At 71.2% G+C, this 16277-nt stretch carries 13 protein-coding genes; 9 read left to right on the plus strand and 4 right to left on the minus strand.

All coding sequences use genetic code 11. From position 1 onward, the window contains the following. Positions 1–15 precede the first annotated feature (15 nt). On the minus strand, positions 16–1305 hold the full coding sequence (gene egtB / locus ASF45_RS31655) for an ergothioneine biosynthesis protein EgtB (RefSeq protein WP_056673065.1): 1290 nt from the start codon (positions 1303–1305) through the stop codon (positions 16–18). A 230-nt stretch (positions 1306–1535) separates the two neighbouring features. Here egtB and ASF45_RS31660 point away from each other — a divergent pair, with 230 nt between their 5' ends. The 6 genes from ASF45_RS31660 (at position 1536) to ASF45_RS35720 (ending at position 11405) form a co-directional block, all read left to right on the plus strand. Next, the gene (locus ASF45_RS31660) at positions 1536–1973 is read left to right on the plus strand and encodes a universal stress protein (protein WP_056673068.1); all 438 of its coding nucleotides are present in this window, start codon (positions 1536–1538) and stop codon (positions 1971–1973) included. 177 nt (positions 1974–2150) lie between these two features. Further along, positions 2151–3386: an efflux RND transporter periplasmic adaptor subunit gene (locus ASF45_RS31665; protein ID WP_056673071.1), complete on the plus strand. Its 1236-nt coding sequence runs from the start codon at positions 2151–2153 to the stop codon at positions 3384–3386. 76 nt (positions 3387–3462) lie between these two features. Further along, positions 3463–6516, plus strand: coding sequence for an efflux RND transporter permease subunit (locus tag ASF45_RS31670; protein WP_056674351.1), 3054 nt, complete (start codon positions 3463–3465; stop codon positions 6514–6516). Positions 6517–6560: 44 nt separating this feature from the next. Beyond that, the gene (locus ASF45_RS31675; protein ID WP_056674355.1) at positions 6561–9638 is read left to right on the plus strand and encodes an efflux RND transporter permease subunit; all 3078 of its coding nucleotides are present in this window, start codon (positions 6561–6563) and stop codon (positions 9636–9638) included. Between the two features lie 4 nt (positions 9639–9642). Next, positions 9643–11028, plus strand: a complete 1386-nt coding sequence (locus tag ASF45_RS31680; protein ID WP_056673073.1) for an efflux transporter outer membrane subunit — start codon at positions 9643–9645, stop codon at positions 11026–11028. A 98-nt stretch (positions 11029–11126) separates the two neighbouring features. After that, complete coding sequence (locus ASF45_RS35720; protein WP_156473255.1) at positions 11127–11405, plus strand: WGR domain-containing protein; 279 nt, start codon at positions 11127–11129, stop codon at positions 11403–11405. 364 nt (positions 11406–11769) lie between these two features. Here ASF45_RS35720 and ASF45_RS31685 read toward each other — a convergent pair whose 3' ends face one another. Continuing rightward, the gene (locus ASF45_RS31685; protein WP_156473256.1) at positions 11770–12468 is read right to left on the minus strand and encodes a hypothetical protein; all 699 of its coding nucleotides are present in this window, start codon (positions 12466–12468) and stop codon (positions 11770–11772) included. A 318-nt stretch (positions 12469–12786) separates the two neighbouring features. Here ASF45_RS31685 and ASF45_RS31690 point away from each other — a divergent pair, with 318 nt between their 5' ends. Next, entirely contained in the window at positions 12787–13506 is a 720-nt protein-coding gene (locus ASF45_RS31690; protein ID WP_056674358.1) for an aspartate/glutamate racemase family protein, read from the plus strand. A 260-nt stretch (positions 13507–13766) separates the two neighbouring features. Here the strand turns inward: ASF45_RS31690 and ASF45_RS31695 are convergent, their stop codons facing one another. Further along, positions 13767–14051, minus strand: a complete 285-nt coding sequence (locus ASF45_RS31695) for a hypothetical protein (RefSeq protein WP_056673078.1) — start codon at positions 14049–14051, stop codon at positions 13767–13769. Between the two features lie 289 nt (positions 14052–14340). Next, positions 14341–15237 (minus strand): hypothetical protein, encoded by an 897-nt coding sequence (locus ASF45_RS31700; protein WP_056673082.1) that lies wholly within the window; start codon positions 15235–15237, stop codon positions 14341–14343. Between the two features lie 265 nt (positions 15238–15502). Between ASF45_RS31700 and ASF45_RS31705 the strand changes: the two genes are divergently transcribed. Together ASF45_RS31705 and ASF45_RS31710 are read left to right on the plus strand one after the other, a co-directional pair. Continuing rightward, the gene (locus ASF45_RS31705; protein WP_056673085.1) at positions 15503–15766 is read left to right on the plus strand and encodes a hypothetical protein; all 264 of its coding nucleotides are present in this window, start codon (positions 15503–15505) and stop codon (positions 15764–15766) included. Positions 15767–16012: 246 nt separating this feature from the next. Beyond that, a complete protein-coding gene (locus ASF45_RS31710) occupies positions 16013–16270 on the plus strand; it encodes a DUF4339 domain-containing protein (protein WP_082551392.1) in 258 nt (85 codons plus the stop codon). The last annotated feature ends 7 nt before the right edge of the window (positions 16271–16277 follow it).

Here is a 16277-nt window from a genome sequence, read left to right on the forward strand (position 1 = left end):
GTTGCATGACAAAGCTCATTCGCGGCTCTCCTGGGTGGCGGTCGTGGCGGGTTGCGGATCGCGCGCCAGCCGCAGTCCCGAGAACTGCCAGCGCGCGTGCGGCGGAAAGAAGTTGCGGTAGCTGGGCCGCGCGTGGCCGGCCGGCGTCGCCAGGCTGGCGCCGCGCAGCACGATCTGGCCGACCATGAACTTGCCGTTGTATTCGCCGACGGCACCGGCCAGCGGCTTGAAGCCCGGATAGGGTTCGTAGGACGAGCGCGTCCATTGCCAGACCTTGCCTGCCATGTCGCGCAGGCCGTCCATGCCATGGGCCGCCTCCCATTCGAATTCGGTCGGCAGCCGCGCGCCGGCCCATTCGGCATAGGCCGCGGCCTCGTAGAAGCTCAGTTGCATCACAGGCGCCGCCGGGTCCAGTGCCTGCACGCCGGTCAGACCGAACACCTGCCAGTCGTCGGACGGTGCGCGGGGGTCACCGGGCGCGAGCCAGTACGGCGGCGCCTGCCAGCCCTGCGCCTGCACATGGCCCCAGCCGTCGGACAGCCACAGGCCGGCGCGGCGGTAGCCGCCGTCTTCGATGAAGCGCAGGTAGTCGCCGCAGCTGACGAGCCGCTCGGCGATCTCGTAGGCGGGCAGCAGCCGGCGGTGGCGCGGCCCCTCGTTGTCGAAGGCGAAGCCGGTGCCGTCGTGGCCGACTTCGACAATGGCCTCTGGCCGGCGGACCCAGCGCAAGGGCTCGGGCTGTTCGCGCACCAGCCGCAACGGCGCGGCGTCGGCCGGCGCATAGGCCGGCAGCAGCGGGTTGCACGACAGCGCGTGCAGCACGTCGGTCAGCAGCAGTTCCTGGTGCTGCTGCTCGTGCTGCAGGCCCAGCTCCAGCAGCGGCGCTGCCGCTGCCCAGGCCGGCGCACCGGCCTCGGCGATGAAGCGTTCGACGGCCGCATCCACATGGCGGCGGTAGGCCAGCACCTCGTCGACGCCGGGCCGCGTGAGCAGGCCACGCTGCGGCCGCGGATGGCGCGGGCCCAGCGCCTCGTAGTACGAGTTGAACAGGTAGAAGAAGCGCGCATCGAACGCCGCGTAGCCCGGCCACAGCGGCTGCAGCAGCACGGCCTCGAAGAACCAGCTGGTGTGCGCGAGATGCCACTTGGTCGGGCTGGCGTCGGGCATGGACTGCACGCACTGGTCTTCCGCTGACAGCGGCGCGGCCAGGGCCAGCGAATGGCTGCGCACGGATCCGAAGCGCTGGAACAGCCCTTCGCGCGCATGCGGCACGGCCAAGTCGGCCAGACGAGAGGAAACGGTCATGCAAGCCCTCGTTATCGTAGGTTCTTGTGCGGCTTCGCACAGCAAAGTGCAGACCATAGGCCAGCCCGCGGCGCGCAAGCGTCGCTGGCAGGCCGCTGCCGTTGTCGGCGCCGGGCGGCCCGCCATGCAGGACCAAGCCTACACCGCCTGGGCGGCAAGGGCATTCACCGATTCGACGCCGGCACGGCGCTTGCCTAGACTGCAACCACCACAACCCAGGGAGTTCCGCCATGTACAAGCGCATCCTGCTCGCCTACGACGGGTCCGAAGCCGGCCAGAAGGCCTTGCTCGACTGCGGCGACCTGGCCCACCTGAGCGGTGCGGCCCTGACGCTGATCGCCGTGATGCCCCTGCACGTGGGCTCCATCGGCCTGGAGGTGGGGGTGTACGACCAGGTGGCCGAGGAGCGCGAACGCGGGCGCCACCAGGCCGTGCTCGACGCCGGCCTGGCGCGGTTGCGCGCCGCCGGCCACAACGTCACCGGCGAGGTGGTCACGGGCGACTCGGTGACCGAGATCACGCGCCGCGCCAAGGAGATCGACGCCGACCTGATCGTGGTCGGCCACAAGCACCTGGAGAACTGGGCCGCGCGCTGGTGGCAGGGTGCCATCTCGGGCGCACTGATCGAGCATGCGCACTGCAGCGTGCTCGTCTCCATCGTGCGCTGAGAACGGTTCTCACCGGCCCGCCGCCGTGGCGGGTCTTTGGTTCGGCGCGCCGTTGCGAGTTGTTATCATTTGAAACGGTGCCGGCCGCCTTGCGCGAGGTGCCGGAGCCACCGCTGGCCGCCCGTGCCTCGCGCACCTCTCGCCGCGGCCACGCAGCCCCACCAACGCCGCCGACCCATGCCCGCCACGGACGATTCTTCCGCGCTGTCTCCTGCGCATTCCTCTCGCAGCCCCTGGCCCCGTCGCATGCTCTGGCTGGGCCTGCTGGCCGGCGCCGGCGCACTGGTCTGGCACGTTCTCCTGCGCCCGCCCAAGGGGCCGCCGCCCGGGCCCGACCCGTGGTCCGGCGCAGTGCCCGTGCGCGTGGAACCCGCGCGCAGCGAAGACTTCACCGTGCAGCTGCGCTCCATCGGCACGGTCATGCCCTTCGACACGGTCACGGTGCGCAGCCGCGTCAACGGCCAGCTGGCGCGCGTGCTGGTGCGCGAAGGCCAGCAGGTCGCGCGCGGCCAGCTGCTGGCCGAGATCGACCCCGAGCCGCTGCGCGTGGCGCTGGCGCAGATGCTGGGCCAGCAACAGCAGAACCTGGCCCAGTTGCGCAACGCCGAGAGCGAGCTGGCGCGCTACGAGCAGCTGTTCCAGCGCGATGCCGTGGCGCGCCAGACGCTGGAGCGCCAGCGCGCCCAGGTGCAGCAGCTGCGCGGCACGCTGCAGATCGACCAGGCCCAGGTCGACCACGCGCGGCTGCAGCTCTCGTACACGCGCATCACCGCGCCGATCGCGGGCCGCGTCGGCCTGCGCCGCATGGACGCCGGCAACCTGGTCACGGCCAACGACACCAACGGTTTGTTCACGCTCACGCAGACCCAGCCCGTGGCCGTGCTGTTCAACGTGCCCGAGCCGCAGGTGGCCGAGGTGCGCTTCGCGCATGCGGGCAAGAGCACGCCCGTGGCAGAAGCCTGGGACCGCGACAACCGCCAGCGCCTGGCCGCGGGCCGGCTCGACACGCTGGACAACCAGATCGATGCGGCCACCGGCACGCTCAAGCTCAAGGCGCGCTTCGAGAACAGCGACGACGCGCTGTTCCCCAACCAGTTCGTGAACCTGCGCCTGGCGCTGCGCGCGCTGCCCGGCGCCGTGACCGTGGCCACCGACGCCGTGCAGTTCGGCTCGCGCGGCAGCTATGTCTACGTGGTCGCCGACGGCAAGGCGCAGGTGCGCATGCTGACACTGGGGCCCGCAGGCGGCGGCCGCACCGTGGTCGAAAAGGGGCTGCAGGCCGGCGAGCCCGTGGTGCTCGAAGGCCTGGACCGGCTCGAGGACGGCCGCGCGGTGACCCTGGTCGAGCAACCCGACCTGCCGGCGAACTCGCCACTGGCCACGGCGGAGCAACCCGCCCCTGCGGCGCGTTGACGCCGTGGCTGCGCCCGCCTCCCCCTCCTCCCTGTCGCGCCCCTTCATCCTGCGCCCGGTCGCCACGGCGCTGCTGATGCTGGCCGTGCTGATCGCAGGCCTCTTGGCCTGGCGCCAGCTGCCCGTGGCCGCGCTGCCGCAGGTGGACTACCCCGTCATCCAGGTCTTCACCTTCCAGCCCGGCGCCAGCCCCGACGTGACGGCGCGCACCGTCACCGCGCCGCTGGAGCGCCGGCTGGGCCAGATCCCGGGCCTGGCGCAGATGGCCTCCACCAGCTCGGCCGGCGCCTCGGTCATCACGCTGCGGTTCGCGCTGCAGGTCGACCTGGGCGTGGCCGAGCAGGAGGTGCAGGCGGCGATCCAGACGGCCGCGAGCCTCTTGCCCACCGACCTGCCGACGCCGCCGATCTACCGCAAGGTCAACCCGGCCGACACGCCCATCCTGACGCTGGCCATCACGTCGGACACGCTGGCGCTGCCGCGCGTGGTCGACCTCGTGGACACGCGCATGGCCGGCCAGCTCTCGCGCCTGCCCGGCGTGGGCCTGGTGAGCCTGGCCGGTGGCCAGCGCCCCGCCATCCGCGTGCGGGCCAACAGCCGCGCGCTGGCCGCCAACGGTCTCACGCTGGAGGAGCTGCGCAGCGCGATTGCCGCGGCCAACAGCAACCAGCCCAAGGGCAGCTTCGACGGCGCGATCCGCAGCACCATGCTGGACGCCAACGACCAGCTGCGCTCGGTGGAGGAGTACCGCCGCCTGGTCGTGGCCTGGAAGGACGGCGCGCCGCTGCGCCTGGCCGATGTGGCGCAGGTCGGCGACGGTGCAGAGGACCGCTTCCTCGCGGCCTGGGCCGGCATGGCCTGCGCGCCGGAGCAGAACGCGAAATGCGGCCTGGCCCCGGCCGTGCTGCTCAACATCCAGCGCCAGCCCGGCGCCAACGTGATCGCCGTGGCCGACCAGGTGCGCGCGCTGCTGCCGCAGCTCACGGCCACTTTGCCGGCGGCCGTCAAGGTGCAGATCGTGTCGGACCGCACCGAGAGCATCCGCGCCTCGGTACGCGATGTGCAGAAGGAGCTGCTGTTCGCCATCGGCCTCGTGGTGCTGGTCACCTTCGTATTCCTGCGAACGCTGCCGGCGACCATCATCCCCAGCGTGGCCGTGCCGCTCTCGCTGGTCGGCAGCTTCGCGGCCATGCTGCTGCTGGGCTACTCGCTGAACAACCTCTCGCTGATGGCGCTGACGATTGCCACGGGCTTCGTGGTGGACGACGCCATCGTGATGCTGGAGAACATCGCGCGCCACCGCGAGAACGGCGCCGGGCCCATGGAGGCCGCGCTCAAGGGGGCGGGAGAGATCGGCTTCACCTTAGTTTCTCTGACGGTGTCGCTCGTGGCCGTGCTGATCCCGTTGCTGTTCATGGGCGATGTGGTGGGCCGGCTGTTCCACGAGTTCGCGGTCACGCTGGCCGTGGCCATCGCCATCTCGCTCGTGGTCTCGCTCACGCTGACGCCCATGATGGCTGCGCGCATGCTGACGCGCCCCGCCAAACACGCCGAGCGCGACTGGCTCTCCTCCACGATCGACAGCTATGGCCGCGCGCTCGACTGGGTGCTGGCCCGCCAGCCGCTCGCGCTGCTGGCCATGCTGGCCACGCTGGTGCTGACGGCCCTGCTCTACCTCGCTGTGCCCAAGGGATTCTTCCCGGTGCAGGACGCGGGTGCGATCCAGGTCGTGACCGAGGCGCCGCAAAGCGTGTCTTTCGCCGCGATGGCCGAGCGCCAGCAGGCCCTGGCCAGCGCGCTGCTGGACCAGCCGCCCGTGGCCAGCGTCTCGTCCTTCATCGGCGTGGACGGCAACAACCCCACGCTCAACAGCGGCCGCATGCTGCTGACCTTGGCACCGCATGCCGAGCGCAGCGTCTCGGCGGCTGAACTCATCGAACGCCTGCGCCAGCGCGCCCAGCAGGTGCCCGGCATCCAGGCCTGGTTCCAGCCCGTGCAGGAACTCGGCATGGAAGACCGCGTGAGCCGCACGCAATACCAGTTCACGCTGAGTTCGCCCGACAGCGCCCTGCTGGCCGACTGGACCCAGCGCATGCAGCAGGCCCTGGCCCAGCGGCCCGAGCTGGCCGACGTGGCCCACAACCTGCAGCGCGAGGGCCTGCAGGCCAGCCTGGAGATCGACCGCGATGCCGCAGCGCGGCTGGGCCTGCGCATGGCCGACATCGCCTCGGCCCTGCAGAGCGCCTTCGGCCAGCGCCAGATCAGCACCCTGTTCACGCACGCCAGCCAGTACCGTGTGGTGCTGGAGAGCGATGACGCGGCCGGTGGCGGCCTGCGCGCGCTGGAGGGCATCTACGTGAAGCCATCCACCACGGATGCACGCCCCGTGCCGCTGTCCGCGGTGGCGCGCGTGGTCGAGCGCCGAGCGCCGTTGGCCATCGACCACCAGGGCCAGTTCCCGGCCGTCACGCTGTCGTTCAACCTCGCGCCTGGCCAGTCGCTGGGCGCGGCCGTGACCGCCATCCAGGCCGTGCAGCAAGAGATCGCGCTGCCAGCGTCCGTGGAACTGCGCTTGCAGGGCGCGGCCGAAGCCTTCCGCAGTTCCCTGGCCAACACGCTGTGGCTGATCCTCGCGGCCGTGGTCGTGATGTACCTGGTGCTGGGCATGCTCTACGAGAGCGCCGTGCACCCGCTGACCATCCTGTCCACGCTGCCCTCGGCGACGGTGGGCGCGCTCGCCGCGCTGCTGCTGATGGACCGTCCGCTGGACCTGATCGCCGTGATCGGCATCGTGCTCTTGATCGGCCTGGTCAAGAAGAACGGCATCATGATGGTGGACTTCGCGCTCGACGCGCAGCGCCGCCTCGGCATGCCTGCGCGCGAGGCCATCCACCGCGCCGCGCTGCTGCGTTTCCGCCCCATCCTCATGACCACGCTGGCCGCGTTGTTCGGCGCCGTGCCGCTCATGCTGGCCAGCGGCTCGGGCGCCGAGCTGCGCCAGCCGCTGGGCATCGTGATGGTGGGCGGGCTCATCGTGAGCCAGGTGCTCACGCTGTTCACGACCCCCGTGGTCTACCTGGCCTTCGACCGCCTGGGCAAGCGGCGCGCGCCGCAGGCGCAAGCTGCGTGAAGACCCTCTCGCGCTTCTTCATCCACCGGCCCGTGGCCAGCGCGATGCTGGCCATCGCGGTGCTGCTCGCGGGCCTGCTGGCCCTGCGCCTCCTGCCCGTAGCGCCGCTGCCGCGCGTGGACTTCCCGGTGATCCAGGTGCGCGCCAACCTGCCCGGCGCCAGCCCCGAGAGCATGGCCGCCACCGTGGCCGGCCCGCTGGAGCGCGCGCTGGGCAGCATCGCCGGCGTGCAGCGCATCCAGTCCAGCAGCAACCAGGGTGCGACCAGCGTGACGCTGGAGTTCGACCTGGACCGCAACGTGGACGAGGCCGCGCGCGAGGTGCAGGCCGCCATCAACGCCGCGCGCAGCCAGCTGCCCTCGGGCATGCGCGAGAACCCGGGCTTTGTGAAGCTCAACCCCTCGCAGTCGCCCATCATGGCGCTGGCCCTGTCCTCGCCGCGGCTGCCGTCATCAAAGCTCTACGACAACGCCTCCACCATCCTGGCGCAGAAGATCGCGCAGATCGTCGGCGTGGGCGAGGTCAGCGTGGACGGCGCCTCGCTGCCGGCCGTGCGCGTGCAGGTCAACCCCGAGGCGCTGGCGCACCGCGGCATGGCGCTGGAGGATGTGCGCAGCGCGCTGGCGGATGCCAACGCCTGGCAGCCGCTGGGCCAGGTCGAGCAGGACGCACGGCGCTGGCAGCTCACGCTGGCCGCGCCGCTGCGCACCGCGGCCGATTTCGCGCAGCTGGTGGTGCGGCACGATGCCAACGCGCTGGTGCGCCTGGCCGACGTGGCCGAGGTCACGGACGCCACCGAGAACCGCTACGCCAGCGGCTACCACAACGACCGCCCGGCCGTGGTGCTGCTCATCAGCCGCCGCGCCGACGCCAACATCGTGCAGACCACCGACGCCATCCGCGCCCAGCTACCGCAGCTGCGCGCGCTGCTGCCGGCGGACACCGAGCTGCGCGTGGTGATGGACCGCTCGCCGGGCATCCGCGCCACGCTGCGCGAGGCAAAGGTCACGCTGCTGCTGTCCTGCGCGCTCGTGGTGGCCGTGGTCTGGGCCTTCCTGGGCAGCATGCGCTCCGCGCTGATCCCGGCACTGGCCCTGCCGGTCTCGCTGGTCGGCGCCTTCGCCGTGATGTGGTGGCAGGGCTTCTCGCTCAACAACCTCTCGCTGATGGCGCTGATCGTGGCCGCCGGCCTGGTGGTGGACGACGCCATCGTGGTGCTGGAGAACATCCAGCGCCACACCGAGCGCGCGCGCGCCGCCCAGGCCGCCGCCGGGCAGCGCGAGGTCGGCCGCCGCACGGTCTGGCGCGCGGCCCTGCGCGGCGCGGGCGAGGTCGGCTTCACGCTGGTGGCCATGAACCTGGCGCTGGTCGTGGTCTTCGTCTCCACGCTGTTCATGGGCGGCGTGGTCGAGCGGCTGTTCCGCGAGTTCGCGATCACGCTGGTGGCGGCCATGCTGATCTCGCTGGCGGTCTCAGGCACGCTGACGCCGGCCCTGTGCGCGCACGGGCTGCCGGCCGGCGCGCCGAAGCCGCCGGGCCGCGCTGCGCGCTGGTTCGCCGGCCTGCTGGCCGATCTGCAGCGGGGCTACGGCCGCAGCCTGGCCTTCGCGCTGCGCCACCGCGTGCCCACGCTGCTGGTGCTGGCCACCACCGTGGCGCTCAACGTCTGGCTCTACCTGGCGATCCCCAAGGGCATGCTGCCGCAGCAGGACACGGGCCAGATCGGCGGCTTCGTGCGCGGCGACGACGCCTTCTCGTTCCAGGTCATGCAGCCCAAGATCGAGACCTTCCGCAAGCTGCTCGTCGCCGACCCCGGTGTGGCCGACGTGACGGGCTCCAGCGGCGGGCGCGGCGGCATCAGCAACTCGTTCTTCCGCATCCGCCTGAAGCCGCTCGCGGAGCGCGGCGAGCCGGCTGCCCACGTGGCCGCCCGGCTGCGTGCCGCCGCGCCGGCCGTGGCCGGCGGCATCCTGATCCTGTGGGTGGACCAGGACATCCGCCTGTCCAGCCAGGGCGGCGACGGGGAATACCTGTTCGTGATGCGTTCCGATTCGCTCGAAGACCTGCGCCGCTGGACGCGGCCGGTCGGCGAGGCGCTGCGCCAGTTGCCAGAGCTGGTCGGCGTGGACATTCCAGGGGGAGAAGAGGCCCAGCAGGTGGTGCTGGAGGTGGACCGCGAGGCCGCACGCCGGCTCGGCGTGCGCATGGAGACCATCGCATCCGCCCTCAACAACGCCTTCTCGCAACGCCAGGTGGCGACCATCTACGACCCGCTCAACCAGTACCGTGTGGTCATGGAAGCCGATCCGCGCAACGCCAGCGAGCCCGCGGCGCTGGCCCAAGTGCAGCTGCAGGGCGAGGCCGGGCAGCGCGTGCCGCTCAGCGCCGTCGCCAGCTGGCGCTACGGCCTCACGCGCGACCGCGTGTTCCACGACGCGCAGTCTGCCGCCATCGGCATCGGCTACGGCCTGGCACCCGGCATCTCGCTGCAGCAGGCGCAGCAGGCCATCGCGCGGGCCGTGGGCGGCGTGATGCTGCCGGCCAGCATCAGCCATGGCGAGCGCGGCGAGGATCCCGGCAGCCTGCAGGCCACGCTCAAGCGCCAGCCGCTCTTGATCCTCGCGGTACTGCTGACGGTCTACCTGGTGCTGGGCATGCTCTACGAAAGCACGCTGCACCCGCTCACCATCCTGTCCACGCTGCCCTCGGCCGGCGTCGGTGCGCTGCTCGCGCTCACACTGTCGGGCACCGAGTTCAGCCTGATTGCGCTGCTGGGCCTGTTCCTCCTGATCGGCGTGGTCATGAAGAACGCCATCCTCATGGTCGACTTCGCGCTGGTCGTGCAGCGCGAACAGGGCCTCGCGCCCGAGGCCGCCATCCATGAGGCCGCGCTGCGCCGGCTGCGCCCCATCCTGATGACCAACCTGGCCGCGCTGCTGGGCGCCATGCCGCTGGTGCTGGGCCTGGGCGAAGGCTCGGAACTGCGGCGCCCGCTGGGAATCGCCATCGTCGGCGGCCTGGCCATGAGCCAGCTGCTGACGCTCTACACCACGCCCGTGGTCTACCTTGCCCTGGAGCGCCTGCGCCAGCGCTTCATCCGCCACGCGGCCGCGCCCGCCTGACACCATGCTCCTGCCCCGCCCTGCCTACGCCATCCTGGCCGCGCTGCTGAGCGCCTGTGCCAGCACGCCCGAATACCAGGCGCCGCAGATCGTGCTGCCGCCGGCCTTCGTGCATGCCGCGCCTGCTGCCGAAACGCCTGACATCGCCGCCGACTGGTGGAACGCATATGCCGACGCCGAGCTCGACCGCCTGCTGCGCCAGGTCGGCCAGGCCAATGCCGAACTCGCGCAGGCCGAGGCCCGCTGGCGCCAGGCCCTGGCCCTGGTCGATGCCGCGCGCGCGCTGGAGCAGCCGCAGCTCGGTGCCAGCGCCACCGCCACGCGCAGCGGTGCCAGCCGCGCCAGCAGTGCCACCGGCACCGGCACGGCGCTGTCCACCGGCCTCACGCTGGCCTGGACGCCCGACCTCTGGGGCCGCGTGGCACAGCAGCGCAGCGCTGCCGAGGCCGGCGCCCAGGCCCAGGCCGCGCTGCTGGACGCCGCGCGGCTCGCGCTGCAGCTGTCGGCCGCGCAAGGCTATGTGCGGCTGCGCGCGCGCGACGCGCAGCTGGCCCTGCAGGCCCGGGCCGAGACCGCCTACGCGCGCTCGCTCGAACTCACGCGCGCGCAGTACCAGGCCGGCCTGGTGGCCCGCGCCGACGTGATCCAGGCCGAGACCCAGCTGCAGTCGCTGCGCACGCAGGTGTTCGCCATTGGCCGCCAGCGCGCGCTCGAAGCCAATGCCCTGGCGCTGCTGGCCGGCGCCACGCCGGCCGAGCTGCGCATTGCCGCGCACGACCAGGCCTTGCCAGCCATGCCGGCCGTGCCCACCGCGCTGCCGGCCGAACTGCTGCGCCGCCGCCCCGACCTGGCCGCGGCCGAACGGCAACTGGCGGCCGCCCACGCGCAGTGGGGCGTCTCCCAACGGGCCTGGCTGCCGGACCTCACGCTGTCGGCCAGCGGCGGCCTGCAAGGCGACAGACTGGCCAGCCTGCTGGACGCGCCGGCGCGCGTGTGGTCGCTGGGCCCGTCCCTGGCCGCCACGCTGTTCGACGGCGGCACACGCCGCGCCGCCGAGGCCCAGGCCCTGGCCGTCTACGACGCGCAGGCCGCAGCCTGGCGCGCCGGCGTACTGGCCGCCGTGCGCGAGACCGAGGACGCGCTGGCCCAGCTGGCCCTTCTTTCCGAGCAGGAGCGCGAGCAGCAGCGCCTGGTGGCGCTGGCAGCCGAGAACGAACAGGTCGTCGGCTACCGCTACGCGGCCGGCGAGATCAGCTTCCTCGAAGTCGCAACGGCGCAGAACCTCGCGCTGACGGCACGCCGCGACCTGCTGGATGTGCAGGCCGACCGGCTGGCCGCCAGCATGGCGCTGGTGGCGGCACTGGGCGGGGGCTGGCAGCCTGCACGCTGAGGCCTGTGCACACCCCGGCCTTGGCGCCGTGCAAGGGCACGCGGCGCCTGGCAGAGCCGTTACCATCGCCGCCCCCCACGACACCCCGGCAGCCCCCGATGAGCGACTCCCCCCTACCGAATCCGCCTGGCGCACCCTGTGCCGCACCAGGCTATGCGCGATGGGAGCACGGCGAGCGGCAACGCTATTACGAGTTCCGGCGGCTGCAGGACCTGTGGGGCGCCTGGTCCACGGTGACGACCTGGGGCCGGATCGGCACCTCGCTGGGGCGCCAGGTCAGCAGTGCACTGGCGAACGCCGACGCGGTCGACCTGGCCTTCAGCGGCATCGCCAGGCGGCGTGTTGCGGACGGCTACCTGCTGGTGGCCAGCGCCTAGTGTTCTGCCCCATCAATCCATCGGCACACAACTGCTTGGGGTGAGGCGTCCTTGGAGATCCATCAGTCTGGCCGATGAGCAGGTTGCCCAGTTGATCGACAAGGCCTGGCATACCAAGCCGGCCGACGGCGCCACGCACTCGAGCACACGCGCGCTGGCGGGCCAACAGGCACGCGCAAGAGCACCGTTGCACGCCATCTCCAAGCCTTCCCGCTCAACCCATGCTGCCGATGGGACTGGGCGATGTCGAAGGCCTCACCCACGACCACGTGGCCGTCGCGAGGGCCTGTCAGGCCAGAGCTGTGCGAGTGAACGCGGCCAAAGTCTCGCGTACCGCAACCAAGGGCTGACCGGCACTGCAGATTCAACGGCCAAGCCCGCCCGAAGCATCGCGAGATTGCAGGATGCTGTCGCGAAAGACGCGCCACTGCGCCATCAAAACCAGGGCATATGCGCCAGTCTCTGACAGTTCCTCGAAGTTTTGAGCCATCCAGTGGTGCTCAAAGGCAAGGTCAACATGCAGGTGCCCTTCTGCGGCGCCAGACGCCAGCATGCAGAGCACTGCGCAGGAGAGTTCGACCCATGGCACTTGCCGGCGCTTCCAGAGCGCGGCGAGAAAGTAGATCTGGCCGGTCCGAACAAACTGAAAGAGCAGCAGGCCGAGAAGGGCCAGCAGCAGATACGGAACCGCAGGCCGATACCACAGTTGGACAGAAGAAGAGAACTTGGGGCCGGTCTCGATTGCCACATCGTACGGCGGCAGGAAACAAGCGCCCCAACTGAGTTCACGCACGGCGAGGACGAACCAGATCGGAGCCATCAGGCGCCAGAAGGTTCGAAGCCGGCCTGGCTGGTGCACATGGCCACCGTGGAGGGCAACAAGCCCTCCGGCCAGCAGCATGGCCACCTGAAGATTCTCGACGGGGCCGTTCTCCCAACCGGTCGAGTTCGGAAGGCGCGACGCCGCCACGTAGCTTGCCCAGAGGAACAACAAGGTCGCGGTCAGTGTGAGCGCAGGGGCGACGGAACCTCGCGCCTGACCCTCACCAGGGTCGTTGTGCACGTGCATTGGCAATGGTTGCGTTCTAGCGGGCTTCGCTGACTGAAACGGGCTAGCCTAGCGTCAAAATCCAACCCTTGCAGCCAATGGGCACAAGCCATCCGCAGCCAGACGCATACCGATGGGGAGTCGACACTTGTCGGCTGCGCCGGTGCCGCCGATCCGAAGGCAGGCAACGCGCAAGCGACCTGCCCACCGACCTGGACCGGCGGAACCAGCACGGGCGGCCAGCCGCTACAGTGGCCCTTCGCACTGGGCACGGGCTGCCATGCCCCGTCCGCGGACACCGTGGAACGGCCGATGGATTGCAAGGTGGAGCACATGAAGACCATTGGCCTGTTGGGCGGCATGAGCTGGGAATCGACGGTGCCCTACTACCGCCAGATCAACGAGACCGTCAAGGCACGCCTGGGCGGGCTGCACTCGGCCCAGCTGATCCTGTACAGCGTCGATTTCCACGAGATCGAGCAACTCCAGCATGCGGGCGACTGGGAGAAGGCCGGCACCGTGCTGGCCGAGGCCGCACGCGCGCTGGAGCGCGCAGGCGCCGACTTCCTGGTCCTGTGCACCAACACCATGCACAAGGTGGCGCCGCGCATCGAATCGGCGGTGGGCATTGCGCTGCTGCACATCGCCGATCCCACGGCGGCCGCGGTCCAGGCCGCCGGCCATTCGACCGTGGGACTGCTCGGCACCCGCTTCACCATGGAGCAGCCCTTCTACCGCGACCGACTGGTCGAGCGCCACGGCCTGCAGGTCATCGTTCCGGACGCCGAGGACCGCGCCTGTGTCCACCGCATCATCTACGAAGAGCTGTGCCTGGGCGTCGTGCGGCCGCAGTCACGCCAGGCGTTCCAGCAGGTGCTGGCCCGGCTCACAGCCCGGGGCGCGCAGGCCGTCATCCTGGGCTGCACGGAGATCTCGCTGCTGATCGGCCCACAGGATGCCGAGGTGCCGCTGTTCGACACCACGGCCATCCATGCCCGCGCGGCAGCAGAGCAGGCCCTGGCCGGTCGCAGCGCCCCACCCTTCGCTGGCTGAGTCTTGATCACCGAACTCAAGACCTTCATCGCTGTCTGCAAGCCCGACCTGGGCTCCATGCTCTGGTGCATGAGTCCTGTGCCCATGGCGATGGCGCCGGATTCTTGGACCTTCTTCAAGGGAGCGCTCTGCGCATCGGCCTGGCCGCCGCAGGCCAGGGCCGCGCTCACTGCGCGAACAGGGAGCTCAGGTCGGCGAAGGACTTCATCTCGATGGCGTTGCCGGACGTCATGTGTCGACGACGTGGGTGGCGGCGCCGGCTACCATTCCAGCGCGCCGCGCGCGGAGTCGCGCGTCAGCGCCAGCCGGGCCCGGCCGAGCGCAGAGATCCTGCGCACCACCGCGATCTTCCCCGCGTCGACCGGCGAGCGGCCGACGCCGCCTTCGACCAGGCCGGCGCGCAGCAGTGCCTCGATCTCCGCCACCAGCGCCGGGGTGCCGACGCGGAACGGAAAGTTCGCCCTCTCGATCCGGCGCAGAACGTCCAGCAACGCGCCATCGCCGTTGGCCGCAGCCCCCTGTTCTTCGCGCTCTTCATCGGCCACGTCGCCTCCCTGTTCATGTCTTCGCCGATCTTAGAGAAGGCGCGTGGCATGCCTGCCCGCCTTGGCTGGCAAACCTGACAGGTCGACCGTGGGACATGGCCCCGATCGCCGCCTGTGTTCCCCTTGCCGTGGGGCGTCGATCTTCGGCGGCCCGGGGCCGGCAGTGCGTCCTTTCTTGGGCGGCCGAGCGGCGCTGGAATCCGGAGCTTGGCCACAGGCGCGCCCTGTTCGCCGGACGAACCAGACAGCCACCGTGGGCCAACGACGTGGCGCCCCCCCGCTGCCCGCGTCAATGCAGCCCCGCAAGCGGCGCCCCCGCGCTTGGCTTCCACGCCCCGTGCGCGAGGTCGGCCGGCATGGCACGCGGCAAGGCACTGCAGCCCGGCACATTGGCGCTCCATGCCGCAGCCGGCTTGAGCAGTTCCAGCGCGCACCCAAGCGCCTGCGCCAAGCCCTGCTCCGCCGCTTCCTGCGCCGCAGTGCCGCCACGCAGGGCAGGCAAGGGAAACGGCGCGGCGGCGTCCTGTGCGCGGCGCGCGATGCCGACCAGAAGGACCACATGGTCGCGCAGGCGCAGCTCCGTCTGCTCGACCAGGGCGACGTGCGCGCGCGTGGCAGCATGCTGCTGCGCTGCGGCCATGGCGAGGGCCTGCATGGCGGCGGCAGGACGGCCCGCGCACAGGTGCTGCTTGAACAGGTGCACTTCACCGAGGCTCAGGAACACGGCCTCGTGCGCACTGAGCAACCAGGGCAGCACCGCGACCTCGGCATCGGGCGCCAGTTGGGCGCCGCCCAGCGCGCGGGCGATCGCGGCCAGCTGTTCGGCCGCCAGCGCGGTGGACCGGTGGCGCGGGCGCTCCGGCCCCGCGATGGCCATGGGCAGCGCGAACAGATGCGCGCGCCGGCCATCCTGCGCAGCCACCTGTTCCTCGCTGCAGCGCACCGCCGCCGCATGGATCTGCGAACGCAGCGCAGCGCCGACGGCGCCCCCGCCCGGTGACGCCGCCAGCGTGACCAGGCTCTGCAACGCGTCGGGCGGCAGGCCGTCGACCATCTCGCCCAGGGCCGCCACCATCGCGTCTTCGTCGCACTGGCGGTAGAGCACACGCTCGGCGTGCCGGCGCAACAACGTCGCGCTCGCCGCCAGCCTGCACGCCGTCGCGGCCTGGTTCCCGACCTGTTCCATGCGTGTCTCCCGGCGCTGTTGGATACGCAGACGAGGTTGCGGCCTGCCGGGCCGCAAGACATCCACCAAATCAACGAAAGGCCGGGAATTTGTGTGCAAAAAAAGCGACAGCCCCCAGGACAGCGGCCCGCACCAGGAGAGGCACCAGCGCCTGCCGCACGCGATCAGCTTGCTGTCCTACGCACGAACATCCGCGGCATCGACACAATTTGCGACATGTCCGCGGCGGCTGGTGCCGCGCGCATGTCGCAAAGGTGGTGGTGCCATGAACGAACAGTTGTCTTTCCCCGACCTGCAACAGCCGGCTGCCTTCGCCCGCTGCGTCGCGCGGAGCTGTTCGGCAGGCGTTCTGAGCGCAGAGATCGAGGGCCAGGAGCAGGCGGTCCGCGCGCTCGCCGCCAGGATGCAGGACGGGCCGTTGCGCGCCCGGTTCGGGCCGCAGTCCATCAAGCTGCTGCGCTTCACGGTGCTGGACCAGGGCACACCCTCCCGACTGGTCTTCCTTGCCGACTACCGGCTGCGCCCCTGACCGCAGCGTGCCGCTCCGCGCCCCACCCTCCCCCGGCTCGGCCAGCTTGCGCGGCCTTGGACGCGTTGCAGACGGCCTGGAAGCAGCCGGGCTGCACGCACGTGGTCGAGGCCGCGCCGAAGGCGGCCCGGTCCTCCGGGCGCGCGCCATGTCCTGCCGGCGCAACCAGCGCACGGGCCGCCGCGCCGCGGAACTTCCTCCTTCCTGCGGATTCCCAATGCCGTCATCGTCTGCTACGTTGCCTGCATGAACACCTTTGACGCACCGGACGGATCCTGGTGGTACATGTCCGCGCAGGAAAAGCGCGGCCCCGTCGCCACCGAGCGCCTCCAGCAACTGCATGCGGCAGGGCGCATCGCCGGCGACACCCTGGTCTGGCGTCAGGAGCCTTCGCCCATGGCCGCGGCCTGGCAACCACTGCACGTGGTGCTGGCCCGGCGCCTGCAACCGCCGCTGTTGCGCTCCGGCGCCGAGGCGCGGCCCGTGGACCGGCAGCCGTCGTAGCCGTGCA

It is taken from the genome of Pseudorhodoferax sp. Leaf265 (assembly GCF_001422365.1).
Lineage (GTDB): Bacteria > Pseudomonadota > Gammaproteobacteria > Burkholderiales > Burkholderiaceae_C > Pseudorhodoferax.

What these genes read in the sequence shown, in the direction of transcription:
- egtB (WP_056673065.1), bottom strand. Translation starts at nt 1,305, where the DNA reads ATGACCGTTTCCTCTCGTCTGGCCGACTTGGCCGTGCCGCATGCGCGC.
- ASF45_RS31660 (WP_056673068.1), top strand. Translation starts at nt 1,536, where the DNA reads ATGTACAAGCGCATCCTGCTCGCCTACGACGGGTCCGAAGCCGGCCAG.
- ASF45_RS31665 (WP_056673071.1), top strand. Translation starts at nt 2,151, where the DNA reads ATGCCCGCCACGGACGATTCTTCCGCGCTGTCTCCTGCGCATTCCTCT.
- ASF45_RS31670 (WP_056674351.1), top strand. Translation starts at nt 3,463, where the DNA reads ATGCTGGCCGTGCTGATCGCAGGCCTCTTGGCCTGGCGCCAGCTGCCC.
- ASF45_RS31675 (WP_056674355.1), top strand. Translation starts at nt 6,561, where the DNA reads ATGCTGGCCATCGCGGTGCTGCTCGCGGGCCTGCTGGCCCTGCGCCTC.
- ASF45_RS31680 (WP_056673073.1), top strand. Translation starts at nt 9,643, where the DNA reads ATGCTCCTGCCCCGCCCTGCCTACGCCATCCTGGCCGCGCTGCTGAGC.
- ASF45_RS35720 (WP_156473255.1), top strand. Translation starts at nt 11,127, where the DNA reads ATGAGCGACTCCCCCCTACCGAATCCGCCTGGCGCACCCTGTGCCGCA.
- ASF45_RS31690 (WP_056674358.1), top strand. Translation starts at nt 12,787, where the DNA reads ATGAAGACCATTGGCCTGTTGGGCGGCATGAGCTGGGAATCGACGGTG.
- ASF45_RS31700 (WP_056673082.1), bottom strand. Translation starts at nt 15,237, where the DNA reads ATGGAACAGGTCGGGAACCAGGCCGCGACGGCGTGCAGGCTGGCGGCG.
- ASF45_RS31705 (WP_056673085.1), top strand. Translation starts at nt 15,503, where the DNA reads ATGAACGAACAGTTGTCTTTCCCCGACCTGCAACAGCCGGCTGCCTTC.
- ASF45_RS31710 (WP_082551392.1), top strand. Translation starts at nt 16,013, where the DNA reads ATGAACACCTTTGACGCACCGGACGGATCCTGGTGGTACATGTCCGCG.